The 24,616-nt window shown below is 73.4% G+C and carries 28 protein-coding genes; 14 read left to right on the top strand and 14 right to left on the bottom strand.

The annotated features are described in order from the left end of the window. Positions 1 to 5 precede the first annotated feature (5 nt). Positions 6 to 482 (top strand): acyl-CoA thioesterase, encoded by a 477-nt coding sequence (locus AC1RSJ_RS13545; protein WP_493118948.1) that lies wholly within the window; start codon positions 6 to 8, stop codon positions 480 to 482. Positions 483 to 519: 37 nt separating this feature from the next. Here the strand turns inward: AC1RSJ_RS13545 and AC1RSJ_RS13540 are convergent, their stop codons facing one another. Beyond that, positions 520 to 1,392, bottom strand: a complete 873-nt coding sequence (locus AC1RSJ_RS13540; protein ID WP_493118947.1) for an acyl-CoA thioesterase — start codon at positions 1,390 to 1,392, stop codon at positions 520 to 522. A gap of 21 nt (positions 1,393 to 1,413) precedes the next feature. On the opposite strand from AC1RSJ_RS13540, the gene AC1RSJ_RS13535 reads away from it, so the two are divergent. Continuing rightward, positions 1,414 to 2,124, top strand: a complete 711-nt coding sequence (locus AC1RSJ_RS13535) for a DUF8185 domain-containing protein (protein WP_493118946.1) — start codon at positions 1,414 to 1,416, stop codon at positions 2,122 to 2,124. Positions 2,125 to 2,283: 159 nt separating this feature from the next. Then, positions 2,284 to 2,640, top strand: a complete 357-nt coding sequence (locus tag AC1RSJ_RS13530) for a YybH family protein (RefSeq protein ID WP_493118945.1) — start codon at positions 2,284 to 2,286, stop codon at positions 2,638 to 2,640. A gap of 103 nt (positions 2,641 to 2,743) precedes the next feature. On the opposite strand, the gene AC1RSJ_RS13525 is transcribed toward AC1RSJ_RS13530, so the two are convergent. Both AC1RSJ_RS13525 and AC1RSJ_RS13520 read right to left on the bottom strand, forming a co-directional pair. Beyond that, entirely contained in the window at positions 2,744 to 4,396 is a 1,653-nt protein-coding gene (locus AC1RSJ_RS13525; protein ID WP_493118943.1) for an FAD-binding dehydrogenase, read from the bottom strand. 108 nt (positions 4,397 to 4,504) lie between these two features. Beyond that, on the bottom strand, positions 4,505 to 4,924 hold the full coding sequence (locus AC1RSJ_RS13520; protein ID WP_493118941.1) for a winged helix-turn-helix transcriptional regulator: 420 nt from the start codon (positions 4,922 to 4,924) through the stop codon (positions 4,505 to 4,507). Positions 4,925 to 5,038: 114 nt separating this feature from the next. Between AC1RSJ_RS13520 and AC1RSJ_RS13515 the strand changes: the two genes are divergently transcribed. After that, a complete protein-coding gene (locus AC1RSJ_RS13515; RefSeq protein WP_493118938.1) occupies positions 5,039 to 5,902 on the top strand; it encodes an SDR family oxidoreductase in 864 nt (287 codons plus the stop codon). A 70-nt stretch (positions 5,903 to 5,972) separates the two neighbouring features. On the opposite strand, the gene AC1RSJ_RS13510 is transcribed toward AC1RSJ_RS13515, so the two are convergent. The 5 genes from AC1RSJ_RS13510 to pepN all read right to left on the bottom strand — a co-directional run bounded on the left by AC1RSJ_RS13510 (position 5,973) and on the right by pepN (position 12,010). Further along, entirely contained in the window at positions 5,973 to 6,401 is a 429-nt protein-coding gene (locus tag AC1RSJ_RS13510; RefSeq protein ID WP_493118936.1) for a globin, read from the bottom strand. 3 nt (positions 6,402 to 6,404) lie between these two features. Further along, a complete protein-coding gene (locus tag AC1RSJ_RS13505) occupies positions 6,405 to 7,430 on the bottom strand; it encodes a mechanosensitive ion channel family protein (protein WP_493118934.1) in 1,026 nt (341 codons plus the stop codon). 100 nt (positions 7,431 to 7,530) lie between these two features. After that, on the bottom strand, positions 7,531 to 8,421 hold the full coding sequence (locus tag AC1RSJ_RS13500; RefSeq protein WP_493118932.1) for an ABC transporter permease: 891 nt from the start codon (positions 8,419 to 8,421) through the stop codon (positions 7,531 to 7,533). Further along, a complete protein-coding gene (locus AC1RSJ_RS13495) occupies positions 8,418 to 9,350 on the bottom strand; it encodes an ABC transporter ATP-binding protein (protein ID WP_493118930.1) in 933 nt (310 codons plus the stop codon). Before AC1RSJ_RS13495 ends, AC1RSJ_RS13500 begins: the two co-directional genes overlap by 4 nt. 116 nt (positions 9,351 to 9,466) lie before the next feature. Next, the gene (pepN, locus tag AC1RSJ_RS13490) at positions 9,467 to 12,010 is read right to left on the bottom strand and encodes an aminopeptidase N (RefSeq protein ID WP_493118928.1); all 2,544 of its coding nucleotides are present in this window, start codon (positions 12,008 to 12,010) and stop codon (positions 9,467 to 9,469) included. Positions 12,011 to 12,117: 107 nt separating this feature from the next. Here pepN and AC1RSJ_RS13485 point away from each other — a divergent pair, with 107 nt between their 5' ends. Further along, entirely contained in the window at positions 12,118 to 12,714 is a 597-nt protein-coding gene (locus AC1RSJ_RS13485) for a DinB family protein (protein WP_493118925.1), read from the top strand. On the opposite strand, the gene AC1RSJ_RS13480 is transcribed toward AC1RSJ_RS13485, so the two are convergent. Together AC1RSJ_RS13480 and AC1RSJ_RS13475 are read right to left on the bottom strand one after the other, a co-directional pair. Continuing rightward, on the bottom strand, positions 12,711 to 13,934 hold the full coding sequence (locus tag AC1RSJ_RS13480) for an RNA polymerase sigma factor (protein ID WP_493118923.1): 1,224 nt from the start codon (positions 13,932 to 13,934) through the stop codon (positions 12,711 to 12,713). The genes AC1RSJ_RS13485 and AC1RSJ_RS13480 overlap by 4 nt on opposite strands. 9 nt (positions 13,935 to 13,943) lie before the next feature. Beyond that, entirely contained in the window at positions 13,944 to 14,321 is a 378-nt protein-coding gene (locus AC1RSJ_RS13475) for a YciI family protein (protein WP_493118921.1), read from the bottom strand. Between the two features lie 112 nt (positions 14,322 to 14,433). Between AC1RSJ_RS13475 and AC1RSJ_RS13470 the strand changes: the two genes are divergently transcribed. The 4 genes from AC1RSJ_RS13470 to AC1RSJ_RS13455 all read left to right on the top strand — a co-directional run bounded on the left by AC1RSJ_RS13470 (position 14,434) and on the right by AC1RSJ_RS13455 (position 18,045). Beyond that, positions 14,434 to 14,919: a ribose-5-phosphate isomerase gene (locus AC1RSJ_RS13470; RefSeq protein WP_493118919.1), complete on the top strand. Its 486-nt coding sequence runs from the start codon at positions 14,434 to 14,436 to the stop codon at positions 14,917 to 14,919. A 3-nt stretch (positions 14,920 to 14,922) separates the two neighbouring features. Further along, entirely contained in the window at positions 14,923 to 15,861 is a 939-nt protein-coding gene (locus AC1RSJ_RS13465; protein ID WP_493118917.1) for an Fpg/Nei family DNA glycosylase, read from the top strand. 67 nt (positions 15,862 to 15,928) lie between these two features. After that, entirely contained in the window at positions 15,929 to 16,558 is a 630-nt protein-coding gene (locus AC1RSJ_RS13460; protein ID WP_493118915.1) for an FMN-binding negative transcriptional regulator, read from the top strand. Further along, positions 16,555 to 18,045 (top strand): amidohydrolase, encoded by a 1,491-nt coding sequence (locus AC1RSJ_RS13455; RefSeq protein ID WP_493118914.1) that lies wholly within the window; start codon positions 16,555 to 16,557, stop codon positions 18,043 to 18,045. The genes AC1RSJ_RS13460 and AC1RSJ_RS13455 overlap by 4 nt, the downstream gene beginning before the upstream one ends. Positions 18,046 to 18,284: 239 nt before the next feature. Here the strand turns inward: AC1RSJ_RS13455 and AC1RSJ_RS13450 are convergent, their stop codons facing one another. Continuing rightward, positions 18,285 to 18,770, bottom strand: a complete 486-nt coding sequence (locus tag AC1RSJ_RS13450) for a Dps family protein (protein ID WP_493118913.1) — start codon at positions 18,768 to 18,770, stop codon at positions 18,285 to 18,287. Positions 18,771 to 18,948: 178 nt separating this feature from the next. Between AC1RSJ_RS13450 and AC1RSJ_RS13445 the strand changes: the two genes are divergently transcribed. Continuing rightward, positions 18,949 to 20,271 carry a sensor histidine kinase gene (locus tag AC1RSJ_RS13445; RefSeq protein ID WP_493118912.1) on the top strand — a complete coding sequence of 441 codons (1,323 nt, stop codon included), beginning with the start codon at positions 18,949 to 18,951 and terminating at the stop codon, positions 20,269 to 20,271. Positions 20,272 to 20,348: 77 nt separating this feature from the next. Further along, entirely contained in the window at positions 20,349 to 21,005 is a 657-nt protein-coding gene (locus AC1RSJ_RS13440; RefSeq protein WP_493118911.1) for a response regulator transcription factor, read from the top strand. A gap of 132 nt (positions 21,006 to 21,137) precedes the next feature. Here AC1RSJ_RS13440 and AC1RSJ_RS13435 read toward each other — a convergent pair whose 3' ends face one another. Beyond that, positions 21,138 to 21,332, bottom strand: a complete 195-nt coding sequence (locus AC1RSJ_RS13435) for a DUF2510 domain-containing protein (protein ID WP_493118910.1) — start codon at positions 21,330 to 21,332, stop codon at positions 21,138 to 21,140. Between the two features lie 480 nt (positions 21,333 to 21,812). Here AC1RSJ_RS13435 and AC1RSJ_RS13430 point away from each other — a divergent pair, with 480 nt between their 5' ends. Next, the gene (locus AC1RSJ_RS13430; protein WP_493118908.1) at positions 21,813 to 22,379 is read left to right on the top strand and encodes a hypothetical protein; all 567 of its coding nucleotides are present in this window, start codon (positions 21,813 to 21,815) and stop codon (positions 22,377 to 22,379) included. Here AC1RSJ_RS13430 and AC1RSJ_RS13425 read toward each other — a convergent pair. Further along, complete coding sequence (locus tag AC1RSJ_RS13425; RefSeq protein ID WP_493118907.1) at positions 22,364 to 22,882, bottom strand: hypothetical protein; 519 nt, start codon at positions 22,880 to 22,882, stop codon at positions 22,364 to 22,366. The two genes, AC1RSJ_RS13430 and AC1RSJ_RS13425, sit on opposite strands and share 16 nt — an antisense overlap. A gap of 173 nt (positions 22,883 to 23,055) precedes the next feature. Here AC1RSJ_RS13425 and AC1RSJ_RS13420 point away from each other — a divergent pair, with 173 nt between their 5' ends. Further along, positions 23,056 to 23,382 (top strand): DUF6953 family protein, encoded by a 327-nt coding sequence (locus AC1RSJ_RS13420; RefSeq protein WP_493118906.1) that lies wholly within the window; start codon positions 23,056 to 23,058, stop codon positions 23,380 to 23,382. 72 nt (positions 23,383 to 23,454) lie between these two features. Here the strand turns inward: AC1RSJ_RS13420 and AC1RSJ_RS13415 are convergent, their stop codons facing one another. Then, the gene (locus tag AC1RSJ_RS13415) at positions 23,455 to 23,991 is read right to left on the bottom strand and encodes a hypothetical protein (protein ID WP_493118905.1); all 537 of its coding nucleotides are present in this window, start codon (positions 23,989 to 23,991) and stop codon (positions 23,455 to 23,457) included. Positions 23,992 to 24,071: 80 nt separating this feature from the next. Here AC1RSJ_RS13415 and AC1RSJ_RS13410 point away from each other — a divergent pair, with 80 nt between their 5' ends. After that, entirely contained in the window at positions 24,072 to 24,578 is a 507-nt protein-coding gene (locus tag AC1RSJ_RS13410; RefSeq protein ID WP_493118904.1) for a pyridoxamine 5'-phosphate oxidase family protein, read from the top strand. The last annotated feature ends 38 nt before the right edge of the window (positions 24,579 to 24,616 follow it).

Below are 24,616 nucleotides of genomic sequence, written 5' to 3'. Positions count from 1 at the left end.
ACCGGATGACCCGGCTGCACGTCGAGATCCCGCTCCGCTGGAGCGACTACGACGCCTACGCGCACGTCAACAACGCCGAGATGCTGCGCCTCCTCGAGGAGGCGCGCATCCAGGCGTTCTGGCGCCCCGACGGCGACGCCGAGCCCCGGCACGCCACCGCGGTGATGGACGCGCGGCCGGGCGCCGAGACGATCGCGCTCATCGCGCGGCAGGAGGTCGAGTACCTGCTGCCGATCCCGTACATGCGCGCGCCCGTCGACGTGGAGCTGTGGTTCGGCCGGGTCGGCGGCGCGAGCGCCGAGGTGAACTACGAGGTCTACTCGCCGGTCGGCGTCGAGCCGCGGTCGCTGTACACGCGCGCCGCGACCACGCTCGTCATGGTGACCGCGGCGACCGGACGCCCCGCCCGCATCGGCGACGAGCTCCGCGCCGCGTGGGAGCCGTACCTCGACGAGCCCGTCGCGTTCGCGAAGCGCCGCTGAACCGCAGCGCCGCTCGCCGTGTGCAGGATGCCTGCGATCAGTCGAGCGGGACGCGCAGCATCCCCTCCTGGGCGACGCTCGCGAGCAGCCGGCCCTCGCGGTCGTACATGCGGCCGGACGACAGGCCGCGCCCGCCGATCGCGTTGACGGACTCCTGCACGTAGAGCACCCACTCGTCCGCGCGGCCGGGGCGGTGCCACCACATCGCGTGGTCGAGGCTCGCCGCCTTGAGGCCCGGGTTCGACCAGGCGATGCCGTGCGCGCGCAGCGTCGACTCGAGGATCGTGTAGTCGCTGGCGTAGGCGAGCGCGGCGCGGTGCAGGTCGGCGTCATCCGGCATCCGGCCGATCGCGCGCATCCACACGGCCTGGCGCGGCGAGCGGTCCTCGGCCGGCCGCAGGTAGATGGCCGGGTCGACGTGCCGGATGTCGAAGGCCCGCTCCGTCGCCCACGCGGAGGCGCGCGGATCGTCGATGCCGGCGAGCAGCTCGCGGGCCGTCGAGAGGGTCTCGGGATCAGGGTAGGCGGAGATGTCGATGGGCGCCTGGTGCTCGAGGCCCTCGTCGGCGTCCTGGAACGACGCGATCATCGACAGGATCGGCATGCCGCCCTGGTACGCCTGGGTGCGGCGGGTGGAGAACGAGCGGCCGTCGTGGATCCGGTCGACGGAGAACGTGATGGGCAGCCGCACGTCGCCCGGGCGGAGGAAGTAGCCGTGCATCGAGTGCACCGCGCGGCCCTCTTGCACGGTCCGGATGGCGGCGATCAGCGACTGCGCGAGCACCTGCCCGCCGAAGACGCGGCCGATCGGCGTCCACTGGCTCGGGCCGGTGAAGATGTCCTCGCTGGTGCGGGCCCCCGTGTCGGTCAGATCGAGTGCGGCCAGCAGTCCGGCGAGGGGATCGCTCATGGGCGATAGCCTAGGAGCCCGATGAGCCGAACCTTCACTCTCCTCGACTCCGCCGCACTCGAGGACCTCGCCACCTTCGTCGACCGCGCCGGTCGCATCGAGGAGGGCGCGATCCGCATGATCGGCGGCGCCGGCGTGCTCGCGGCCTACGCCGCCGTGCTGTATCCGATCGGCCTCATGGACGACACCCCGACCGTGCTCGGCCTGCGCACCTTCGCGGTGGAGCCGCAGGAGGAGTTCTTCGACGCGGTCGTGCCGGTGCGCTCCTTCGCGCAGCGGATCGAGAGCGCGCGACTGCGCTACGCCGCGGCCCGCGAGATGGAGTCGTCCGCCGGGTCGACCGTCGCACCGCCGGTGACCGTGAACCTGCCGATCGAGGTGAACACGGTCACCTGGGCCGGCATCTCGCCGCCGCGCGGCGGCTGGCACGCGGCCGGCGAGCACTCCGCCGCCGAACTGCGGGCCGTCGCGGATGCCGGCGTCGCCGAGATCGCGGAGGCGGTGCCCGAGGCCGTCGGCGAGCAGATCGTGCGGAAGGTGCGCGGCGAGATCTGGAGCCGTCCGATCGAGGGCATCGAGCACATTCCGGCCGGCGCGGCGTTCGCGCAGCTGAGCCTCGGCTTCCTCGGCGACGACCCCGTGCGCCTGTACGAGTCGGGCCCGTGGACGCGGCTCTCGACCGAGCGCGGCCACGTGCTCATCAAGCGCAAGCCCTGGACGCTCGCGCGCTGACGCCGCCGCGCCCGCTCCGGGCCGAGGGCGGCGCACGGGCAGTGCCCGAGCGGCGCCCGGACGGATTGGCCCGAGCGGCGCCCGGACCCGGATCGGCCCGAGCGTCCGGCGCGCGATCGGCCCGTGACCCGGTCCGCCGTACCTGCCTACGGTCGACGCATGACCCAGCAGCAGCACGCGACCGCACCGGAGGACCTCACCCGCCTGTTCGTCGAGGCGGCGACCGCGAAGGATGCCGACGGCATCGCAGCGCTCTACGAGGAGGACGCCGTGATGGCGTTCCCGCCCGGCACCGAGACACGCGGGCGGGACGCGATCCGCGCCCTGTTCGCCGAGGCGCTGCCCTCGATGCCGGCGCCCGAGCCGGAGGCGCCGCTCCCGACGTTGATCAGCGGCGACCTCGCGCTGACGGCGACGCCGGCGAAGGACGGCGCGGGTGTCCGCGTCCAGGTGGCGCGGCGCCAGCCCGACGGCCGCTGGCTCCGCGTGCTCGACCAGCCCGGCATCGGCGCCTGAGCCCCGCCGCCGTTCGAACGCGCGCGAAACGCACGAACGGGCGCGGAACACCGGTGACGGACCGGCCGGCCGGCCGCCAGCCGCCCGACCCCGCGGGCGGCGCTCAGAGCGAGGTGGAGGCCGCCCGGCCCGCGACGCGCCCGGTGAAGAGGCAGCCGCCGAGGAACGTCCCCTCGAGCGAGCGGTAGCCGTGCACCCCGCCGCCGCCGAAGCCGGCGGCCTCGCCGACGGCGTAGAGGCCCGGCACCGGGTCGCCGGTCGGCCCGAGCGCGCGTCCGCGCAGGTCGGTCTGGATGCCGCCGAGCGACTTGCGGGTGAGGATGTGCAGCTTCACCGCGATGAGCGGGCCCGCGGCCGGGTCGAGCACCCGGTGCGGCTTCGCGACGCGGATGAGCCGGTCGCCGAGATACCGGCGGGCGCCGCGGATGGCCGTGACCTGCGCGTCCTTCGAGAACGGGTTCGCGATCTCGCGGTCGCGCGCCTCGATCTCGGCGCGGATGCTCGCCGTGTCGAGCTCGACGCCGGGGGAGTGCTCGACCATCTTCGCGAGCAGCGTGTCGAGGTCGTCGGCGACGAGGAAGTCCTCGCCGTCGGACTTGAAGCGCTCGACGGCCTCGGTCGCGCCGCGGCCGAGGCGCTGGCGGAGCAGCTCGCGCACGCTCTTGCCGGTGAGGTCGGGGTTCTGCTCGCTGCCCGAGAGCGCGAACTCCTTCTCGATGATGCGCTGATCGAGCACGAACCAGCTGTGGTCGTGTCCGGTCTGGCGCAGCCACTCGAGCGTGCCGAGGGTGTCGAAGCCGGGGAAGAGCGGCACCGGCAGCCGGTGGCCCTCCGCGTCGAACCACAGGCTCGAGGGCCCGGGCAGGATCCGGATGCCGTGGCGCTCCCAGACCGGGGAGTGGTTGCGGATGCCCTCGACGTAGTGCCACATCCGGTCGCCGTTGACGAGCCGCGCGCCGGCGGTCTCGCTGATGCCGAGCATCCGGCCGTCGACGTGCGCCGGCACGCCGCTGATCATCTCGTCGGGCGGCGAGCCGAGCCACTCGGGCCAGCTCGCGCGCACGAGATCCGGGTTGCCGCCGATGCCGCCCGACGCGACGATGACGGCGCCGGCCGAGAGCTCGAAGTCCGCCACCGGATCGCGGTTCGACGCCGCGCCGCGCGCCGCGCCGTCCGGGGCCAGCACCGTGCCGCGCGCGCCGGTGACCGCGCCGCCCGCGACGACGAGCTCGTCGACCCGGTGCCGGAAGCGCAGCTGCGCCTGGCCCTCGGCGACGCCGCGGAGCACCCGCGCGACGAACGGCTCGAGGATGCCCGGTCCGGTGCCCCAGGTGATGTGGAACCGCGGCACCGAGTTGCCGTGGGCGGTCGCGGTGTAGCCGCCGCGCTCGGCCCACCCCACGACCGGGAAGAAGCGGATGCCCTTCGACGCGAGCCACGCCCGCTTCTCGCCGGCGGCGAAGTCGAGGTACGCCTCGGCCCAGCGGATGCCCTCGCGATCCTCGTCGCGGTCGAACTCGGCGCTGGCGAACCAGTCCTGGCGCGCGAGGTCGAGGCTGTCGCGGATGCCGAGGCGCCGCTGCTCGGGGCTGTCGACGAGGAACAGCCCGCCGAACGACCACCAGGCCTGACCGCCGAGCGACGCCTCGGGCTCCTGCTCGAGGATGATGACCCGCCGGCCGGCGTCGAGGAGCTCGCCGGCGGCGACGAGCCCCGCGAGGCCCGCTCCGATCACCAGGGCGTCGGCATCGGTCATCCGGAGTCCTCCTCGGGCGGTCGGCAGCGGTCGCGGGTGTGCCGAGCCTAACGGGCGGGCCCGGACGGCTCGTGCGCGTCCGTCCGGATGCGCGGTCGTCCTGCGCGACTAGCCGCGGGCCGCCGCGTGGTGCGCCGCCGTCCAGGCGTCGGCGCGGTCGCCGCCGACGATCGCGGGGGCGTGGTGGGCGAGCCACTCCATGAGCGGGATCAGGCGCGTCATGAGGTCGCGGCCGAGGTCGGTGAGGCTGTACTCGACGTGCGGCGGCACGACCGGCAGCGCCTCGCGCCGCACCAGTCCGTCGCGCTCGAGCGTGCGCAGCGTCTGCGCGAGCATCTTCTCGCTGATGCCGTCGACGGCGCGGCGCAGCTCCGCCCAGCGCAGCGTGCCGTCGCTGAGCACGAGCAGCACGAGGGTGCCCCACTTGCTGCCGATGTGGTCGAGCACGACGCGCGTGGGGCAGCCCTCGTCGAAGAGGGTGTCGTCGAATCCGGGCAGGTGGCGGATCTCGGACAGCGTGGTGGCCATGGCGAGCAACTTACCGGAAAGTGGGTACCCTCCGCCGGGAATGCACCTCACGAGAGCCCGGTTGCCTCCCCCGTGCGCTCCGACGGTCGGAGCGGAAGAAGGAGCATCCGCACCATGACCATCCTCATCACCGGCGCCACCGGCCACCTCGGACGACTGGCCGTCGAGGCCCTCCTCGCCCGCGGCGCGCAGCCCGCTGACCTCATCGCCGGCGTGCGCACCCCCGCCAAGGCCGCCGACCTCGCGGACCGCGGCGTGCGCGTCGTCGAGCTCGACTACGACCGTCCCGAGACCGTAGCGGCCGCGCTCGAGGGGGTCGAGCAGGTGCTCCTGGTGTCGGCGAGCGAGCCGGGTCGGCGGGTGCCGCAGCACCAGGCCGTGATCGACGCCGCGGCGGCCGCCGGCGTGACGAAGCTCGTCTACACGAGCGCGCCGTTCGCCACCACGTCGTCGCTCATCCTCGCGCCGGAGCACAAGGCGACGGAGGAGCTGCTCGCGGCATCCGGGCTGCCGACCGTGGTCCTCCGCAACAACTGGTACACCGAGAACTACACCGGCTCCGCCTCGCAGGCCGCCGGTTCGGGCACGCTGCTCGGCAGCGCGCACGAGGGCCGGGTCGCGAGCGCGAGCCGCAAGGACTACGCGGAGGCCGCCGCGGTCGTGCTGCTCGAGGACGGCCACGTCGGACAGGTCTACGAGCTCGCCGGCGACGTCGCCTGGACCTTCCCGGAGCTCGCCGCCACCATCGCCGAGGTGACGGGCGCCGCGGTCGAGTACCGGGACGTGCCGACCGACGAGCACGTCGCCGCGCTGGTCGGCTTCGGTCTCGACGAGGGCACGGCGGGCTTCGTCGCCGGCATCGACGCGAGCATCGCCGCCGGCACGCTCGAGTTCACCGACGGCACGCTCGCGAAGCTGATCGGCCGACCGACGACGCCGGTCGCGCAGGGCCTGCGCGAGGACGGGCTCGCGGCCTGACGCTCACGGCTCCCTGAGCCCGTCGGAGGGACCTTCGACAGGCTCAGGGATCCGAGTCCAGCGGGCGGCGTCACTCCTCGAACGTGTTGACCATCGCGTGCGCCGCGCGCTCGAGGTAGCCCCAGAGCATCCCCTGGTGCATCGGCGAGAGGTCCAGCTCCTCCACCGCGACGCGCATGTGGGCGAGCCAGCGGTCGCGCGCGTCCGGGTTCACCTTGAACGGCATGTGCCGCATCCGGAGCCGCGGATGCCCGCGCTCCTCGCTGTACGTCGTCGGTCCGCCCCAGTACTGCTCGAGGAAGCCGGTGAGGCGCTGCACGGCGCCCTCCATGTCGTCCTCGGGATACATCGGACGCAGCACCTCGTCATCGGCCACGCCCTCGTAGAAGCGCCGCACGAGCCGCTCGAACGTCGGCCGTCCGCCGACCTCCCGCCAGAAGTTGCCCTGCGCGTCCTCGCCGCCCGGCTCGGAGCGGAGGAACAGGTGATCACCGGCCACGGCTCACTCCGTCCCGTCCGGCGGGGTCAGCGGACGGCGGGCGCGCGGCATCTTCTTCGGCGCGGCCGGCGGCTGCGCGGCGATCGGCGCGGTCGACGGCGGCCGGGCGCCCCGCACGGAGGTCGCGTCGTCGAACCCGGACAGCACGACCGCGTTGAGCGACGGCACGTGCACGTCCATCTCGTCGAGGGCGTGCTTGAGGCGGCCGCGCAGCTCGCGGGCCACGTCGTCCTTCGATCCGGAGCGGGTCTTCGCGACGATGCGGATCACGATCGCCTCGGCCGAGATCGATTCGATGCCCCAGATCTCCGGCCGCTCGAGGAAGATGCGCTTCCACTTCGGCTCGCCGGCCATGTCGACGGCGGTGGACAGCATCCGCTCCTGCACGCTCTGCACGTCCGCGTCGTACGGCACGGCGAGATCGATGATCACGCGCGACCAGCCCTGCGACATGTTGCCGACGCGGAGGATCTCGCCGTTGCGCACGAACCAGAGCACGCCGTTGACGTCGCGGATCTGCGTCGTGCGGATGCCGACGGTCTCGACCACGCCGGTCGCGAACGAGACGTCGACGACATCGCCGACGCCGAGCTGGTCCTCCATGACCATGAACAGGCCGTTGAGGATGTCCTTGACGACGTTCTGCGCGCCGAAGCCGAGACCGGCGCCGAGGGCGGCGGTGATGAGCGAGAACGCGCCGGTCACGTTCGGGTTGATCGCGGTGACGATCGAGATGAGCGCCACGATCACGATGATCGCGGAGACGACGTTGCTCAAGACCGTGCCGAGCGTGCGGGTGCGCTGCACGGTGCGCACGGCGGCGAGCGGCGAGGCCTGCAGCGCACGCGTGTCGTCGACGTTCTGGCGCTTCTTGACGCCGTTGACGATGCGGTCGACGGTGCGCCGGATGACGAAGTGCAGCACGATCCGCAGCACGAGCGCCACGATGATGATGATGAGGACCTGCAGCGGCCAGCCCATGAGGAAGGCCCAGAGCCCCGTCCAGAAGTCGGTGAGGTCGGTGGTCATAGCGCGCCAAGCCTAACGACGGGGTCGTGCCGAGACTGGGCGCGACGTGGACGGAGGGCGGGCGTCCACTGGACGCCCGCCCTCGCGATCCGATGCCGCGTCAGGCGTCGCGGCGCTTCACCAGCACGCCGGCGAGCACGCCGAGCACGACGACCCAGGCGAGCACGATGAGCCCGCCGTCGAGCGGCGTCAGGGCCCAGACGCCGTCCGAGGAGGTCTGCAGCGTCGTGCCCTCGGCGATGTACGCGGACATCCGCGAGCCGGCGTTGGAGGGCAGCAGCGCGCCGAGGTTGGTGACCCAGGCGGCCTGTGCGACGCCGCTGAGGATGCCGACGATGATCGGCAGCACCATGATGAGCCCGACCGCGACCGCGATGCCGCCCGCGCTGTTGCGGATGATCGCGCCGATGGCGACGGCCATCACGCCGACGAGCGCGAGGTAGAGCATCTCGCCGAGCAGTGCGCTCCAGAGCGGCCAGCCGCCGAGGCTCGGGTGCAGGTCGCCGGTGGCGAGCAGCGCGGACGCGACGAGCAGCGACAGCAGCACGGCGACCGCCGAGACGATGAACATCGTCACGCCGACGATGATCGCCTTCGCAGCGAGCGGCGCCAGGCGGCCGGGGGCCGCGGCGAAGGTCGAGCGGATCATGCCCGTGCCGAACTCGCCGGAGATCATGAGCACGCCGAGCACGGCGACCACGAGCGAGACGAACAGCGCGGGCGCCGTCACGGCCGAGACCAGGAGCGGCTGCGTCTGCTCGTCGGAGAGGTCGGGGATCGGCTGACCCTGCGCCGCCGACTGGGTGCTCAGCGCGAACGCGAGCCCGGCCAGCGCCGAGATGCCCACGCTGATCACCACGGCGACGATCGAGCACCAGAACGTGGAGCGCAGCGTGCGGAGCTTGATCCACTCGGAGCGCAGGATGCCGGCGAAGGACAGGTGGCCTCCGGACGCCGGAGCGACGGCGGGGGCGGGAGCGGTCGTGGTCATCGGGCACCTCCGGTCGGGGCCGGTGCGCCGCCGGAGACGTACTGCACCTCGTTCTGGGTGAGCTCCATGTAGGCCGCCTCGAGCGTGCCGGCGATCGGCGAGAGCTCGTGCAGCACGAGCGCGTGCTGCGCCGCCAGCTCGCCGATGCGCGGCGCCGGCATGCCGGTGACGAGCAGCTCGCCGTCGGCGCCGAGCGTGACGCCCGCGCCGCTGCCGTGGAGCACGTCGCCGAGCGCCTGGGTCTGCGGCGTGCGGACGCGCACGCTGGTGCCGCCCGCGCCGGCCACGATCTCGGCGACGGGGGCGTCGGCGATGACCCGGCCGCGGCCGAGCACGATGATGTGGTCGGCCGTCTGCGCCATCTCGCTCATGAGGTGCGAGGAGAGGAACACGGTGCGGCCCTCCGACGCGAGGTGGCGCGTCAGCTGTCGCACCCACATGACGCCCTCGGGGTCGAGGCCGTTCACCGGCTCGTCGAGGATGAGCGTCTGCGGGTCGCCGAGCAGCGCGGCGGCGATGCCGAGGCGCTGTCCCATGCCGAGCGAGAATCCGCCGACGCGCTTGCGCGCGACGCTCTGCAGGCCGGTGAGGGCGATGACCTCGTCGACGCGCGCCGCCGGGATGCCGTGCGTCGCGGCCTGCGCGAGCAGGTGGTTGCGGGCCGTGCGCCCGGTGTGGATGGCCTTCGCGTCGAGCAGCGCGCCGACCTGCCGCAGCGGGTCCTTGAGCTGCGCGTAGGCCGAGCCGTTCACCGTGACGGACCCGGATGTCGGACGGTCGAGTCCGATGATCATCCGCATCGTCGTCGACTTGCCGGCGCCGTTCGGGCCCAGGAAGCCGGTGACCCGGCCGGGCTGCGCGGTGAACGTGATGTGGTCGACGGCCAGGGTCGGCCCGTAGCTCTTGGTGAGATCTCGGGCTTCGATCATGGGATTCTCCTCATGTTCTCGAGCCTAGACGGGGCTGTCTGTGCTTCCGAAGAGGGAGAGCCCCCGGATCGCTCCGGGGGCTCTCGACCGCGTTCGGCTCAGTCGTGCGGGGCGGCTCAGCCCCGGTCGTGCTCCTGCGCGCTGAGCGAGCGCACCACGACGGCGCGCTGCTCGAGCAGCATGCGGCGCAGCGCGGCCGGCGCGGACTCGTTGGCGTCGAGCCAGCGCGTGGTCGCGTCGACGAGCTCCTGCGAGGCCAGCGGCGTCGGGAAGAGCCCGGTGATGAGGTACTCCGCGATCTTGTAGCTGCGCGACTCCCAGATGCCGAGGATCGCCTCGAAGTACGGCGCGACCCGGCCGGCGAGCACCTGCGGGTCGTTGACGTGGAGGTAGCCCATCGTCGCGGCGCGCACCACGACGTTCGGCTGGGTGCCGCCGACGAGCTCGTCGAACGCCGCCGCCTTGCCCTCCGGCGTCGGGATGGTCGCGCGGGCGCGGGCCGCCGCCTGCTCGCCGCTCGAGGTGGAGTCCGCCTCGAGCGCCGTCGCGATCTCCGCCTCGCCGGCCCCGCCCGTGAGCACGAGGCCCTCGAGCAGCTCCCAGCGCAGGTCGGTGTCGACCGTGAGTCCGTCGAGCGCGATGCCGCCCTCGAGCAGGCCACGGAGGGCGGCCTCGTGCTCGTCGGTCGACGCGGCCTGCGCGAAGAACTTGACGAACTGGAACTGGGCGTCGCTGCCGGCCTCGGCCTGCTGCGCGAGCGACCAGAGCGCGTCGCCGATGGCGCGCACCGTGTCGATCCGCACCTCCGGGTCCACGTACATCCGGGCGGTCGTGAGCAGCTGCGTCAGCGTCACGCGGACGGTGGTCGACTCCGTCTCCGCGGCGATGTTGCCGAGCACGAGGCGCACGTAGTCGCTTGCGCGCATGACCGCGTCGCGGGTCGACTCCCAGGCCGAGCCCCACACGAGCGCGCGCGCCAGCGGGTCGCCGATCGCCGAGAGGTTCTCGATCGCGACGGCGAGCGACGCCTCGTCGAGGCGGATCTTCGCGTAGGCGAGGTCGTCGTCGTTGAGCAGCACGAGGTCGGGCTTCGCGAGGCCGACCAGGGCCGGCACCTCGGTGCGGTCGCCGTCGATGTCGAGCTCGACGCGCTCCACCCGGGTCAGCGCGCCGTCCTGCAGTGCGTAGAAGCCGACGGCGAGGCGGTGCGGGCGGATGGTCGGGTGATCCTCGATCGCGGTCTGCAGGATCGCGAAGGCGGTGATGCGGCCGTCCGCGTCGGTCTCGATCTCGGGCGTCAGGGTGTTCACGCCGGCGGTCTCGAGCCAGCGCTTCGACCAATCGTCGAGGTCGCGGCCGCTCGTGGTCTCGAGCTCGGCGAGCAGGTCCTTCAGCTCCGTGTTCGAGAACTCGTGCTTGGCGAAGTACGCCCCGACGCCGGCGAAGAACGCGTCGACGCCGACCCAGGCGGCGAGCTGCTTGAGCACCGACCCGCCCTTGGCGTAGGTGATCCCGTCGAAGTTGACCTGCACGTCCTCGAGGTCGTTGATGGTCGCGACGATGGGGTGGGTCGAGGGCAGCTGGTCCTGGCGGTACGCCCAGCTCTTCTCCATCGCCTGGAACGTGGTCCAGGCGCCCTCCCACTCGGTGGCCTCGGCGGTGGCGATCGTCGACGCCCACTCGGCGAACGACTCGTTGAGCCAGAGGTCGTTCCACCACTTCATCGTCACGAGGTCGCCGAACCACATGTGCGCGAGCTCGTGCAGGATCGTGACGACGCGGCGCTCGCGGATGGCATCGGTCACCTTCGACCGGAAGACGTACGTCTCCGTGAACGTGACGGCGCCCGCGTTCTCCATCGCGCCGGCGTTGAACTCCGGCACGAAGAGCTGGTCGTACTTCGCGAAGGGGTACGGGTAGCCGAACTTCGCCTCGTAGTACTCGAAGCCCTTGCGGGTGGTGTCGAACACGTAGTCCGCGTCGAGGTACTGGAACAGCGACTTCCGCGCGTAGACCCCGAGCGGGATGACCCGGCCGCTCGCGCTCGTCAGCTCGGAGTGCACGGACTGGTACGGGCCGGCGATGAGCGCGGTGATGTAGCTCGAGATGCGCTGGGTCGGCTCGAAGTGCCAGGTCGCGGCGCCTTCGTGCGCGGCGACCGGCTCCGGGGTGGGGGAGTTCGACACGACGGCCCACGCGGCGGGCGCGGTGACGTGGAACGTGAACTCCGCCTTGAGGTCGGGCTGCTCGAACACCGCGTACATGCGGCGGCTGTCCGGCACCTCGAACTGCGAGTAGAGGTACACCTCGGAGTCCACCGGGTCGACGAAGCGGTGCAGGCCCTCGCCGGTGTTCGTGTAGATCGCATCGGCGTCGACGACGAGCTCGTTCTCCGCGGCGAGGTCGTCGAGGCGGATGCGCACGCCGTCGGCGACGTCGGCCGGGTCGAGCTCGCGGCCGTTCAGCGTCACCGCGTGCACGGCGCGCGTGATCGCGTCGATGAACGTCGACGCGCCCGGCGTCGCGCGGAACCGCACCACGGTGGTCGACCGGAAGGTCTCCGGCCCGGTGGTGAGGTCGAGGGTCACGTCGTACGACGCGACGTCGACGATGCCCTTCCGCTCCGCTGCTTCCGATCGGGTGAGGTTCTCGCCAGGCACGGTGCTCCTTCGCTGCTGTTCTCGGCGGATCGTGTCCGCCCGTCGAGCCTAACGTCGGCATCCGGGAGGGGGACCGGGATGTCGTGCGCCGGGCGTACCGTTCGCGCATGACGGAGACAGAGCTGTTCCAAGCCTCGGATGCCGACCTGCGCTCGGTGATCGACCGCCTGACGCCCGACCACCTGACCCGGCCGATGCCGCAGGACTGGTCGCGCACGACGGATCCCACGCTCCACGACATCGTGGTCGCGCACCTCGTCGACGAGTCCTGGGTGCCGGACGTCGTTGCGGGCCGCACGCTCGACGAGGTCGGCGACCGCTGGTCGGGCGACCTCGCCGGCGACGACGTGATCGCAGCGTACGACCGCGCGAACGACGCGGCCACGGCGGCGGTGACCTCGGCCTTCCCGGGCGGCGAGGTGCCGGGCGACGCGGTGGCGCACTTCAGCTACGGCGACTTCCCGATGGCCGAGGGGCTCGTGCACATCGCGTCGTACCGGGCGTTCCAGGCCTGGCTCATCGCGAAGGAGGTCGGGCTGCCCTTCCACCTCGCGCCGGCGGTGATCGAGGGCTCGAACCGCTGGATCGTGCCGAACGCGGCGCAGTGGCGGGAGTGGCACGTGCTGCCGCCCGAGATCGAGCCGCCGGCCGGCGCCGACGAGGAGACCTTGCTGCTCTGCCGCCTCGGGTTCTGGCACGACTAGCGCGCGTCCCGTGCGGCCTCCGCCTCGAGCCAGCGGGCCTCCGCCGCGTTCGGGGTCAGCGCCGCGGCCTCGCCGGCGGCCGTCCGGGCCTCCTCGTCCCGACCCGCCCGGCGCAGCAGATGCGCCCGGACGGCGGCGACGCGGTGCGGCGGCGCGCCGGCCACCCGCGCCAGCTCGGCCAGCGCCGCGTCGGGGCCGCGCACGTCGCCGAGCGCGACGACCCAGCCGAGCGCCGGGATCGGACCCGGATCGAGCTCGCGGAGCATCGTGTACAGCGCGAGCAGCTGGTCCCGGTCGGTGCTCGCGTCGTCCGGCGCCTCGTCGTGCACCGCGGCGATCGCCGCGCGCAGCTGGAAGGTGCCGAGCGGGAACGCCGGCAGCGACGCCTCGAGCAGGGTCACGCCCTCCGCGATGTCGCCCCGGCGCCAGCGCGAGCGGTCCTGATCGGCGAGCGGCACCGGCAGGCCGCCAGGTCCGACCCGGGCGGGAGCGCGGGCGTCGGTGAGCAGGATGAGCGCGAGCAGCCCCATCACCTCGCCGCGCCAGGGCGCGTCCGCGGGCGTCCGCTCGAGCAGCATCCGGGTGAGGCGGCGCGACTCCGCGGCGAGCTCCGGCCGCAGCAGCGCGTCGCCGTCCGTCGCGCTGTGCGACTCCGTGTGGATCAGGCCGAGCACCGTGAGGACGGCGGGGATGCGCGCCGCGACGTCGCCTGCGGGCAGCGGACCGAGTCCGCCGTCGGGCAGCGACCGCAGCACGGCCTTCGCGCGGCTGATCCGCTGGGCGACCGTCGCCTCCCGTTGGAGGAGGCCGCGGGCGACTTCGCGGGTGGTCAGCCCGCCGACCGCGCGCAGCGTCAGCGCCACCTGCGACGCCGGCGGGAGCGCGGGGTGGCAGCACAGCAGCAGCAGGTCGAGCGAGTCGTCGACGTCGGGCACGTCCGCGGGCGGCGGCTCGAGCAGCGCGGTGCGCAGCTCGCGGTCCCGTCGCGCGGTGCTCGAGCGCACCGCGTCGATCCAGTTGCGCGCCGCCGCCGTGCAGAGCCAGGCGACCGGGTCCTCCGGCAGGCCGTCGACCGGCCAGCGGCGGGCCGCGTCGACCAGGGCCTCCTGCAGCGCGTCCTCCGCGTCGTGGAAGTCGCCGGTGCGCCGCACGAGCACCGCCAGCGCGCGCGGCGCCGCCGCCCGCACGGCGGCGGTGACGAGCGACCCCGGCGGTCTCATGGCGGGGCGCTACGCATCGAACGCCGCGAAGTCCTCGGCGGTGAGCGCGCGCGCCACCCGGATCGCGCCGTAGCGCGCCTCCGGGAATCGCGCCGCGATCTCCACCGCGCGGGCCTCGTCGGCGACGTCGACCAGGTAGAAGCCGGAGACGACCTCCGTGACCTCCGGCAGGGGTGCATCGGTGACGACCGGGCCGTCGGGGCCGAGCGTCACGATGCGCTGCACTCGCTCGTCGAGGGCCTTCGACTCGACGAGCTCGCCGCTCGCCTCCAGGTCCGACTCGACGTCGAAGTACGACTGGAACGCGGCGGCGCGCGCGTCGGCGTCGAGCGTCGCCCACATCCGCACGACGTCGGCGTTGCTCTGGATCAGGATGACGTACTTCATGGCGTGCTCCTCGAGTGACCGCGGTGCGATCTCATCAGGATGTCGGAGCCGCACCCCGATCCTCTACACGCCCGGCGCGGATCGCCGGGGGAACCGGTGCCAGACTGAGCGGGTGCGCATCCACATCGCCACCGACCACGCCGGGCTGGAGTTCTCGCGGACGCTGCAGGAGCACCTGCGCGACGCCGGCCACGAGGTGCACGACCACGGGCCCGTCGAGTACGACGCCCTCGACGACTACCCCTCGTTCTGCATCAACGCCGCCCACGCCGTCGTCGTCGACGAGCAGGCCGGCCTCGAGGTGCTCGGCATCGTCTTCGGCGGCTCCGGCAACGGCGAGCAGATGGCCGCGAACAAGGTGAGCGGCGTCCGCGCCGCGCTCGTCTGGAACCACTCGACGGCCGAGCTCGCCCGCGAGCACAACGCGGCCAACGTGATCTCCATCGGCGCCCGGCAGCACACGGTCGAGGAGGCCATCGCCTTCATCGACACGTTCCTCGCGACGCCGTTCAGCGGCGAGGAGCGCCACGCGCGGCGCATCGCGCAGCTCGCCGAGTACGAGGCGACCGGCGCCATCGCCGGCAGGCAGGTCGACTGAGCCGTGCCCGAGGGCCACTCCGTCCACCGCATCACCGGGCAGTTCGCCCGGCACTTCGAGCACACCCCGGTGCGGGTGAGCTCTCCGCAGGGGCGCTTCGCGGGCGACGCGGCGCGCATCGACGGCCGCGAGATCGTCGATGCGCGGGCGGTCGGCAAGCAGATGTTCCTCGAGTTCGACAACGGGCTCTGGCTGCGGGTGCACCTCGGCATGTACGGCGCGTGGGACTTCGCGGGCCGGATCGACCTGCCCGCCGCGTCGACGCGCGCCGGCGGCGACACCGCGCGCGACAACCCGGACTCGCTGGCCTCGATGGGCGCGCCGCGCCGGCTGCGGATGGCGGAGTCCGAGCGGCTCGGCGATGCGGTCGAGGGCTTCCCGCCCGAGCCGGTCGGACAGGTGCGGGTGCGGCTGCTCACCGACGAGGCCGTCGCCGACCTCCGCGGTCCCACCGCGTGCGAGGTGCTCGACGCCGCGGAGGTGCAGCAGGCGATCGCGAAGCTCGGGCCGGATCCGCTCGTCGACGGCGCGCGTCGCGGGGAGCAGCGCTTCCTCGAGGTCGCGCGTCGCAAGGCGCAGCCGATCGCGCTCGTGCTCATGGACCAGTCCGTGATCGCCGGCATCGGCAACGTGTACCGCGCCGAGCTGCTGTTCCGGGCGCGGCTCGATCCGTTCCGCGAGGCGCGCGACGTGCCGGAGGAGGAGCTGCGCGCGCTCTGGCGCGACTGGGCGAAGCTGCTGCGCATCGGCGTCGACACCGGCTACATGCTCACGATGGACACCCGCAGCGCCGCCCGCCGCGAGCGACAGCTGGCGAGCCGCGACGACCGCCACTGGGTGTACCACCGCACCGGGCTGCCCTGCCGTGTCTGCGGCACGCCGATCGCGATGCAGGTGCTCGCCGGCCGCAAGCTCTACTGGTGCCCGACGGACCAGGTCTGAGCGGCCTGCTCCGGCCTCCCGGCACCGCCCCGAACGACCACGCCCCCTTCCATCCCTGGAGACCCGGATGCGGCACACGCCCCACTACCTGATGACGGACGAGTCCGAGGTGAAGCGCCTGGTGCGCGAGAACCCGTGGGCGGGCATCGTCTCCGCCACCTCGGGCGGTCTCGTCGCGTCGCACTACCCGGTGCTGCTGGAGGAGGACGCGGCGGGCATCTCGCTCGTCTCGCACGTCGGCCGCCCCGACGAGCGGCTGCACGAGCTCGGGCAGCACGAGGTGCTCGTGATCGTGCAGGGCCCGCACGGCTACGTCTCGCCCGGCTGGTACGCGGAGGGCGACTTCATCCCGACCTGGAACCATGTCACGGCGCACCTCTACGGCACGCCGGAGCTGCTGCCGCAGGAGGAGAACTTCCGGGTGCTCTCCGCCCTCGTCGACCACTTCGAGCGGCGGATGCCGTCGCCGGTCTCGCTGCAGTACGACGAGGAGTACGCGCGCCGGATCGCGCTCGGCACGGTCGGCATCCGGATCCGGGTGACCCGCTTCGACGCCCGCGCCAAGCTGAGCCAGAACAAGACCCCGGCCGTGCGCGAGACGATCATCGCCGCCCTCCGCGGCGACGGCCCGTACTCCTCCGCGCCGCTCGCCGATGAGATGGCGCGGGTGGAGGCGATCGCCGGAGCGCCGGATTGAGCGCGCCGAGCCTCGTCCTCCGCGGGGTCCGGATCGTCGGCGGCGCCGACGCGACCGTCGACGTGCTGCTCGCGGACGGGCGGATCGCGGCGATCGGGGCGGACGACGTCGCCGCCGCGACGCAGGCCTCCGGTACCGCGGCCGAGGCGGTCGACGCGGCCGGGCGCTGGCTGATGCCCGGCCTGTGGGACCACCACGTGCACCTGACCCAGTGGTCGCTCGTGCGCCGGCGGCTCGACGTCTCCGCGGCGCGGTCGGCCGCCGAGGCGGGCGGGCTCGTGCGCGCGCACGCCGCGGCGCATCCCGTCGAGCCCGGCGACGTCCTCGTCGGCTACGGGTTCCGCGACGCGCTCTGGGCCGACGCCCCGAGCGCGGAGGCGATCGAGGCCGGGGGAGCGCCGGTGGCCCTCATCAGCGCCGACGTGCACACGGTGTGGATGAACCGCGCCGCGCTCGAGCACCTCGGCCTCGGCGCCGACGACTGGTTCCTCCGCGAGAAGCCGGCGTTCGACGTCGGCGTGCGGCTCGGCGCCACGAGCCACGAGCGGGCGGACGAGGCCGTCGCCGACGCCGTGCGGGCTGCGGCCGCGCGCGGGATCGTCGGCCTCGGGGACCTCGAGATGGACGATGCGGGCGCGGCCTGGGTGCGGCGTCGCGCGCGGCCGGGCTATCCGCGCGTGCGGGTCCGTGCGTCGGTGTACCCGCACGCCCTGGCGGACGCCCGGGCCCGCGGCCAGCGCACCGACGAGCCGCTCGCCGCCACCGACGGGCTCGTCGTCGGCGGCGCGCTGAAGATCTTCACGGACGGCGCGCTGAACACCCGGACGGCGTACACCGTCGAGCCGTATCCCGGCACGGTGGACGGCGACCTCACCACCGGGCTGCCGGTGCACGAGCTCGACGAGATCGTCGCGCTGATGCGGGCCGGGCTCGAGGCGGGCATCCGGCCGACCATCCACGCGATCGGCGACGCCGCCGTCGCGCTCGCGCTCGACGCGTTCGAGCGCGCTGGCACCGGCGGCACGATGGAGCACGCGCAGCTCGTCCGGCTCGACGACATGCCGCGGTTCGCGGCGCTCGGAGTCGAGGCGAGCGTGCAGCCGGAGCACGCGATGGACGACCGCGACGTGGCGGACGCCCTGTGGGGCGACCGGGCGGACCGCGCCTTCGCCTGGCGCAGCCTCCTCGATGCGGGCGCGGTGCTGCGCTTCGGCTCCGACGCCCCGGTCGCGCCGCTCGACCCGTGGGGCACGATGGCGGCCGCGGTGTTCCGCACCCGCGACGGGCGCGAGGCGTGGCATCCGGAGCAGCGCATCCCCTCGGCGGCGGCGCTCGCCGCGTCGACCCGGAACCGCGTCGCCGTCGGCGAGCCCGCCGACCTCGTGCTCGCGGAGGCGGACCCGCTGGCCGCGGACGATCATCTGCTGCGCGCGATGCCGGTGGCCGGCACGCTCCTCGCCGGCGAGTGGATCCACCGCGGGCTCTGACCACCGGGCTGGCTGAGCCTGTCGAAGCCTCCCCTCCCTGAACCCGGCTGGCTGGGCCTGTCGAAGCCGCCCGTCCCTGAACCCGGCTGGCTGAGCCTGTCGAAGCTGCGGTTCGCGGACCCGGCTGGCTGAGCCTGTCGAAGCCGCCTTCGACAGGCTCAGGGGTCCGAGCGCCTGCGGAGACGGCGAAGGGCCGGACCGCCGAAGCAGTCCGGCCCTTCAGCCGGTACGGGAGCTCGTTACGCGGCGACGTGCGCGAAGAGGAACCAGCGGTCCTTCTCGAGGCCGCGGGCGATCTCGATCGCGACGTCCTGCGACGCGGCGTCGACCTCGCCGAGCTCGTCGATCGCGGTGCGCACGTCGGCGAGCACGGCGTCGATCTGCGCGACGACCTGGGCGACGACGTCGCCGGACTGCTGGAAGCCGGCGGCGAACTCCGGGGTCGTCGTGGTCGAGGCGACGGTGCCGATGCGGGCGTCGATCGGGAGGCCCAGGGCGACGACGCGCTCGGCGGCGGTGTCGGCCCACTCGCGGGCGTGGTCCACGACGACGTCGAGCAGCTCGTGCACGCCGATGAAGTTGGCGCCGCGCACGTGCCAGTGCGCCTGCTTGCCGTCCACCGACAGCGCGGTGAGGCCCACCACGATCGGGGCGAGGAACTGCGCCGCGGCGGCGACCGCGTCGGGGTTCGTGCTGGTGGTCGGGACGGTCTTCATGTCAGTCATTCCGATGCTCCATTCCGGCTTCGAGAGCCTTCGTCTGGATCAAACGCTACGCACGCTCCAGGATTCCGCAAGCAAGCGAAGGCTGGGCTTCCTTCCCGGATTCTCGGGGGTTTCCCCCACCAGCAGGCCGGATGCGCACTGCATTCCCAGCCCTCCGACGGTGCGCCAGGCTGGGGCCATGACCACTGACGCCCCCGCCGCGATCGGGCCCGTGCGGCCCTTCTACGCGGAGCTCTGGCGCGGGGTACCGCGCGGCCTCGGCTACCTCCTGCCGACCCTGCCGATCGTGATCGTCGGCACGGTCGTGCTCAACACCGTGCTGTGGACCGGCGTCGGCCTGCTCGCGGTCGTGATCGGCGTGCTGGTCGTGCTCGGCGCGCTGTTCACCGCGCGCGGGCTCGGCATCGTCGAGGTCGCCCGCATCAACGCCGCCGGCATCGCCCCGGTGACGGCGCCGGCCTGGGACCGCGCCGCGCGGCGCCAGGGCATGCTCGTGAAGCTGATGGCGCCGTTCATCGACGGGCACTACTGGCTCTACCTGCTCTGGGGTCTGCTCGTGGGCCCGATCGTCGGCACGATCAGCTGGGCGATCGCGGTCACCTGGTCGGCGACCGCCCTGGTCGGCACGACCTTCTGGGCCTGGCACGGGCTGTTCGACCGGCCGCTCCGCGGCACCTGGCTCGGCGTGCCGATCGGCGGTCCGGGCGACTGGGTCGTGCTGCTCGTGATGGGGATCGTCGCCGCCGGCACGCTGCCGTTCGTCGTGCGCGGACTGGTGTGGATGCACCGCGCCATCGCCCGCGGCATGCTCGGCGCCTTCCGCAGCGAGGACCTCGCCGGGCAGGTGCAGGTGCTCACCGCCTCCCGCACGGCGGCCGCGGTGGCCGAGGGCGACGCGCTGCGGCGGCTCGAGCGCGACATCCACGACGGGCCGCAGCAGCGCCTCGTGCGCCTGCAGATGGATCTCGCCGCCGCCGAGCGGCGGCTGCCGGAGGGCGCGGGCGAGGCCCGCGAGCTGATCGCCGAGGCGATGATGCAGTCGCGGGATGCGCTCGAGGAGCTGCGGGCGCTGTCGCGGGGCTTCGCGCCGCCGCTGCTGCTCGACCGCGGCCTCCGCGCCGCCCTCGACGCCCTGGCCTCCCGCAACCCCGTGCCGATCGAGTTCGCCGACGAGCTGCCGCCGAACGTGACGCTGCCCGTCGAGACGGAGCGCAACGCCTACTTCATCGCCGCCGAGGCGGTCACGAACGCGACCAAGCACGCAGAGGCGACGGCCATCCGGCTGCGCGTCGGCATCCGGCGGCTGCCGGAGACCGACATCAGCTGGCTCGATATCGAGGTGACCGACGACGGCCGCGGCGGCGCCGGGATGCTGCCCGGGCACGGCATCGCGGGGCTCGAGGAGCGGGCGCGCGGGCTCGGCGGCTTCCTCGAGGTGGTCAGCCCGCCCGGTGCCGGCACGGTGCTGACCGCGCATCTGCCGCTGGTCCGCATCGCCTGACGCGGAGGGCGTCCGGTCGGCGTCGGTCCGCGTCCGCTCGCCGGGTCCGCCCGCGGGCCTCCCCCTACGCTGGATGCGTGTCCGCTCTCCGTGTCGTGATCGCCGACGACTCCGTGCTGTTGCGCGAGGGCCTCGCCCGCGTCATCCGCGAGGCTGGGCACGAGGTGGTCGGGGCGGTCGGCGACGCCGACGAGCTGCTCACCCGCCTCGACGAGTTCGCGCCGGACCTGGCCGTGCTCGACGTGCGGATGCCGCCGAGCTACCGCGACGAGGGCGTGCGCGCGGCCATCGAGCTGCGGGCGCGACGCCCCGCCTGCGGCATCCTGCTGCTCTCGCAGTACGTCGAGGTCGCCTACGCGCAGGAGCTGCTCGGCGGCGGCAGCGGCGGCGTCGGCTACCTGCTGAAGGATCGCGTCGCCTCGCTCGTCGAGCTGCAGGACGCCATCGCGCGGATCGCCGCCGGCGGCACGGTGCTCGATCCCGAGGTGGTGACGCAGCTGATGAGCCGGCGCACCGATCCGCTCGCCGCGCTGACGCCCCGCGAGCGCGAGGTGCTCCAGCTCATGGCCGAGGGCCGCACGAACACGGCGATCGCCGCGCAGCTGGTGATCGGCACGGGCGCCGTGGAGAAGAACGTCACCGCGATCTTCCAGAAGCTGGGTCTCGAGGACTCCGGCTCGGATCACCGGCGGGTGCTCGCGGTGCTCGCGTTCCTGCAGCGCGCCGCGGCCTAGCCGGTTCGGCAGAGAGAAGCGGCCGGTCCGGCGCCGCCTGGGGGGTGACGACGCTGGACCGGCCGAGGGGTACGACCCCGAATCATCCCTCCGATGGTTCGGGGTCGAGGCTGTGTGCTCTGTGGTGAGCTCTCAGGCGACGTAGGTGCCGAGCTCGGGCTCGGTCGCCGAGACGATGTGCGAACCCGAGAGGTGGAGCTCGGGGCGCTGCTCCTGGATGGTGTTGGTCCAGGTCATGCCGTTCCACCAGCGGAGCTGGGGCAGGCCGAGCGGGTCGCGGTACCAGCCGGCAGGGGCGGCGGTGGTGGTGGGGGTGACGAGCGTCATCGGAGGGCTCCTTGTGTATGGGGACTACACACTCGGGTACGGAGGGTGTTCGCTGCGGGAAGTTCGGGACGACTCGGGTTCCGCGGCTGAGGCGACTATAGGTGCCCCCCTTCGGGGGTCGCATACCCCCCGTTTGCGGGTAGACGGAATCTCACGTTCTGTCCTCACAATGGAGGACACGGCACTGGCCCCCGCGCGAGGGGCGACCGGCTCAGAAAACCGGGCCTTGAACAGGCATTTTCCGGTAGTGAAGTCGTCGTCGACGGTCACCCCCATTCGGAGCCCTCTCGAGATCGGTTCGGAGCCGTTACCTGATCGTTATCGAATCCGCCGTCATAGACGCCCCTCCGGATCTCGTTTCCGGTGCTGCGGAACCGGTTGCGGTGCGGCCGGCGGACGACGGGATCCGTCGCGGACCGCACTGCCGGATCCGCCTCCCGGCCGACGACGCGGGCGGCCGTGCCGCGTTAGCCTCGCCGCGTGCCCCGCACCCTCCGCGCTGTCCGGATCTGGATCGTGCTATTCGTCATCGCTCTCGCCCTGTCCGGGATCACCGCCTTCCCGCTGCGCACCGAGCTCGTGCTCGGCACCGCGTTCCTCCTGGACAGCGGTCTCGGCGCCGTGCTGCCGTCGGCCGCCGAGTGGGTGGTGCGCGTCCGCGACGGGGTCGTCGCGACCTCCGACGCGTACCCCTGGGTCTTCTACGGCACGGACTGGCTCGCGTTCGCGCACCTCGTGATCGCGACGGCGTTCATCGGCCCGTTCCGCGACCCGGTGCGCAACCGCTGGATCGTGCGCTGGGCGATGCTCGCCTGCGCCGGCGTCATCCCGCTCGCCCTCATCGCCGGCGGCGTGCGCGGCATCCCGGTCAGCTGGCAGCTCATCGACATGTCGTTCGGCGTGATCGGGATCGTGCCGCTGCTCATCCTCGACCGGCTGATCGGCCGGTACGCGCGGGAGGTCGCCGCGGCGGCGACGGTCGACGGCGACGCCGGAGTCGGCGCGCCGGCCGCGACGCCCGCGAGCGGAGCTCAGGCCGCGGGGTAGCGGCGGCGCAGCTCGTCGAGCTGGCTGCCGAGCGCGCGCTCGTCGTAGTCGCCGGTGGCGATGCTGAGGCCGATGCGCTGCACGGGAGCGGCGCGTCCCGGCTCGCCGAGCTCGTCCTCGACGCGCTCCCAGTCGATGCCGTCGAGACTCGGCGGCACCTTGCCGAAGCGGCGGATGTGCTCGGCGTCGAGTGCCATGCGCAGGCGCCCGTCGTCGATCTCCTCGTCGTCCGGCACGCTCACGACCGCCCGGTGCGCCGGGAACGGGTCGTGCCCGTCGTCGACGGCGGCGCCGAGCAGGAGCGAGAGCAGCAGGTGGCGGGTGTCGTAGGCGAAGCGGGAGCCGCAGAGCGCGCACTGCACGTGCGTCTCCTCGGCGCCGACGTCGGCGATCCGGATCGGGGCGTCGGGATCGGCGACGTTGCAGACGGGGCAGCGGAGGTGGGGAGCCAGGAGCTCGTGCACCTCGCGCTCCGGCAGACCGGGGGGAGTCAGTCGGATCATGTCGGAACGCTAGCGTCGCGGCCCCCGTCCGGGGGAGTAGGACGGGCGGTTCGAGCCGGCGCTTCGGATGGCTGAGCCGCCTTTGGGATGGCTGAGCCGCGCTTCGGATCGCTGAGCCCGTCGAAGCCCGTCCGTGGCCGAGCCCGACGGAGCCCCGCGCCTAGGCTGGGCGCATGACCGATGCCGACGTCGTGGCCCAGTGGATGATCCAGCAGATCCAGGACGCCGGCGACGCCGGAGCCGAGCAGGGCCGGCTGGTCCGTGCGCTCATCGACGAGTTCGGCGACGACGCGGTCCGCTACGACGAGAGCGGCCGCCCGGCCGTCGCGCGGCGCGTGCTCACGCGCTTCCGCGCGCTGCACAAGGGGCGCATCCGCTGGGACCGCGACGACTTCGCATGGACCTGGGTCGGCGACCAGGACCTCGCGGACGACACCGAGGCGGGCGCCGAGTCCGCGCCGGAGCCCGGCGAGGCGGACGCGTCCCGCTCCGAGGACTAGAAGCCTCCGAGGACGAGGAGGGGCGCCACCGGGCGTGGAGGGCGGAGTCCGCGACGGCGCGGATGCCCCGCGTCATCGGCTCCGCCATCCGGCCAGGTCCACGATCCGCTCCGCCGTCGCGGCGGGGGTGAGCTCGTCGACATCGAGCACTGCGTCGTCCACCGCCGCCTCCTCGAGGGTCCGCTCGAGTGCGTCGTGGCCCGCGAGGAAGCCGTCGAGCTCCCAGGGCGCGTCGACGCGATGGCGGGCGCGGAGGCGCCGCTCCACCACGGCGCGGGAGGCGCGGAGGCGGATGACCGGCGCATCGGGGGCGTCCATCGCGGCGCGGCAGGCGTCGATGTGCCCGGGCTCGGTGAAGACGTGCGCGGCCACGAGATGGGTCGCCCCGTCCGCGCGGACGTTCGCCGCGACGGCGCCGAGGTTCCGCATCGCCAGGCGGAACCGGTACGGATCGTCCGGCGGGGCCGGCCAGCTCAGGGCGAGGAAGTCGACGTCGACGATCGCGTGCGGCAGCTGCAGCTCGCCGAGGAGCGCGGCCATCGCCTGGAGCGCGCTCGACTTGCCGACGCCGGACGCGCCGTTGAGGATCAGCCCCCGGAACGCCGTCATGCGGCGCTCCACTCGACATCGGGCATGACCTCAGCCTAGGGTCGGAGATGTGGACGCCGTACACATTCGGAGCGACGACGATGCGCGCTGACGAGGTCCGGACCGAGCTCGACCAGCCCGGCGCGCAGGAGCTGCTGCGCGCCGCCGCGCTGCTGCGCCTCGCCTACAGCGGGCGCGACGGCACGCCGCGCGTCATCCCGATCGGGTTCCTGTGGACCGGCGACGCGATCGTCGTCTGCACCTCGACCACCGCGCCGAAGGGACGTGCAATCCGCGAGCGCCCGGAGGTCGCGGTCACGATCGACAGCGGAGCCGGCCCCGGCGACTCGAAGTCGCTCCTCGTGCGCGGCCCGGCCGCGGTCGAGACAGTGGACGGCATCCCGAGCGAGTACCTCGAGGCGGCGGCGAAGACGATGACGGCGGAGGAGGTCGCCGGCTTCGAGCGGGCAGTGCGGGGGATGTACCCGCAGATGGTGCGCATCACGATCACGCCGACGTGGGCGCGCTACTACGACTTCGGCGGCGGACGGCTGCCCGCGACGCTGCAGACGCTGGCCGAGGACGCCGCGGCGCGGGCGGGCGGCTGAGGCTCGCGTCGACGGATGCGCCGCCGTCCGGCGCCGCG

It is taken from the genome of Schumannella sp. GW821-FHT10F01 (genome assembly GCF_058809295.1).
Note: the sequence above shows the minus strand (reverse complement) of the source record. Positions and strands in the feature narration are given on the sequence as shown.

Bases quoted from the DNA above. Each gene is read 5' to 3' on its own strand.
- AC1RSJ_RS13530 (WP_493118945.1), top strand. From the start codon at position 2,284: ATGACCCAGCAGCAGCACGCGACCGCACCGGAGGACCTCACCCGCCTG.
- AC1RSJ_RS13425 (WP_493118907.1), bottom strand. From the start codon at position 22,882: ATGATCCGACTGACTCCCCCCGGTCTGCCGGAGCGCGAGGTGCACGAG.
- AC1RSJ_RS13420 (WP_493118906.1), top strand. From the start codon at position 23,056: ATGACCGATGCCGACGTCGTGGCCCAGTGGATGATCCAGCAGATCCAG.
- AC1RSJ_RS13445 (WP_493118912.1), top strand. From the start codon at position 18,949: ATGACCACTGACGCCCCCGCCGCGATCGGGCCCGTGCGGCCCTTCTAC.
- AC1RSJ_RS13485 (WP_493118925.1), top strand. From the start codon at position 12,118: ATGACGGAGACAGAGCTGTTCCAAGCCTCGGATGCCGACCTGCGCTCG.
- AC1RSJ_RS13475 (WP_493118921.1), bottom strand. From the start codon at position 14,321: ATGAAGTACGTCATCCTGATCCAGAGCAACGCCGACGTCGTGCGGATG.
- AC1RSJ_RS13500 (WP_493118932.1), bottom strand. From the start codon at position 8,421: ATGACCACGACCGCTCCCGCCCCCGCCGTCGCTCCGGCGTCCGGAGGC.
- AC1RSJ_RS13520 (WP_493118941.1), bottom strand. From the start codon at position 4,924: ATGGCCACCACGCTGTCCGAGATCCGCCACCTGCCCGGATTCGACGAC.
- AC1RSJ_RS13535 (WP_493118946.1), top strand. From the start codon at position 1,414: ATGAGCCGAACCTTCACTCTCCTCGACTCCGCCGCACTCGAGGACCTC.
- AC1RSJ_RS13505 (WP_493118934.1), bottom strand. From the start codon at position 7,430: ATGACCACCGACCTCACCGACTTCTGGACGGGGCTCTGGGCCTTCCTC.
- AC1RSJ_RS13410 (WP_493118904.1), top strand. From the start codon at position 24,072: ATGCGCGCTGACGAGGTCCGGACCGAGCTCGACCAGCCCGGCGCGCAG.
- AC1RSJ_RS13415 (WP_493118905.1), bottom strand. From the start codon at position 23,991: ATGACGGCGTTCCGGGGGCTGATCCTCAACGGCGCGTCCGGCGTCGGC.
- AC1RSJ_RS13460 (WP_493118915.1), top strand. From the start codon at position 15,929: ATGCGGCACACGCCCCACTACCTGATGACGGACGAGTCCGAGGTGAAG.
- AC1RSJ_RS13545 (WP_493118948.1), top strand. From the start codon at position 6: ATGACCCGGCTGCACGTCGAGATCCCGCTCCGCTGGAGCGACTACGAC.
- AC1RSJ_RS13540 (WP_493118947.1), bottom strand. From the start codon at position 1,392: ATGAGCGATCCCCTCGCCGGACTGCTGGCCGCACTCGATCTGACCGAC.
- AC1RSJ_RS13480 (WP_493118923.1), bottom strand. From the start codon at position 13,934: ATGAGACCGCCGGGGTCGCTCGTCACCGCCGCCGTGCGGGCGGCGGCG.
- AC1RSJ_RS13515 (WP_493118938.1), top strand. From the start codon at position 5,039: ATGACCATCCTCATCACCGGCGCCACCGGCCACCTCGGACGACTGGCC.
- AC1RSJ_RS13495 (WP_493118930.1), bottom strand. From the start codon at position 9,350: ATGATCGAAGCCCGAGATCTCACCAAGAGCTACGGGCCGACCCTGGCC.
- AC1RSJ_RS13525 (WP_493118943.1), bottom strand. From the start codon at position 4,396: ATGACCGATGCCGACGCCCTGGTGATCGGAGCGGGCCTCGCGGGGCTC.
- AC1RSJ_RS13435 (WP_493118910.1), bottom strand. From the start codon at position 21,332: ATGACGCTCGTCACCCCCACCACCACCGCCGCCCCTGCCGGCTGGTAC.
- AC1RSJ_RS13450 (WP_493118913.1), bottom strand. From the start codon at position 18,770: ATGACTGACATGAAGACCGTCCCGACCACCAGCACGAACCCCGACGCG.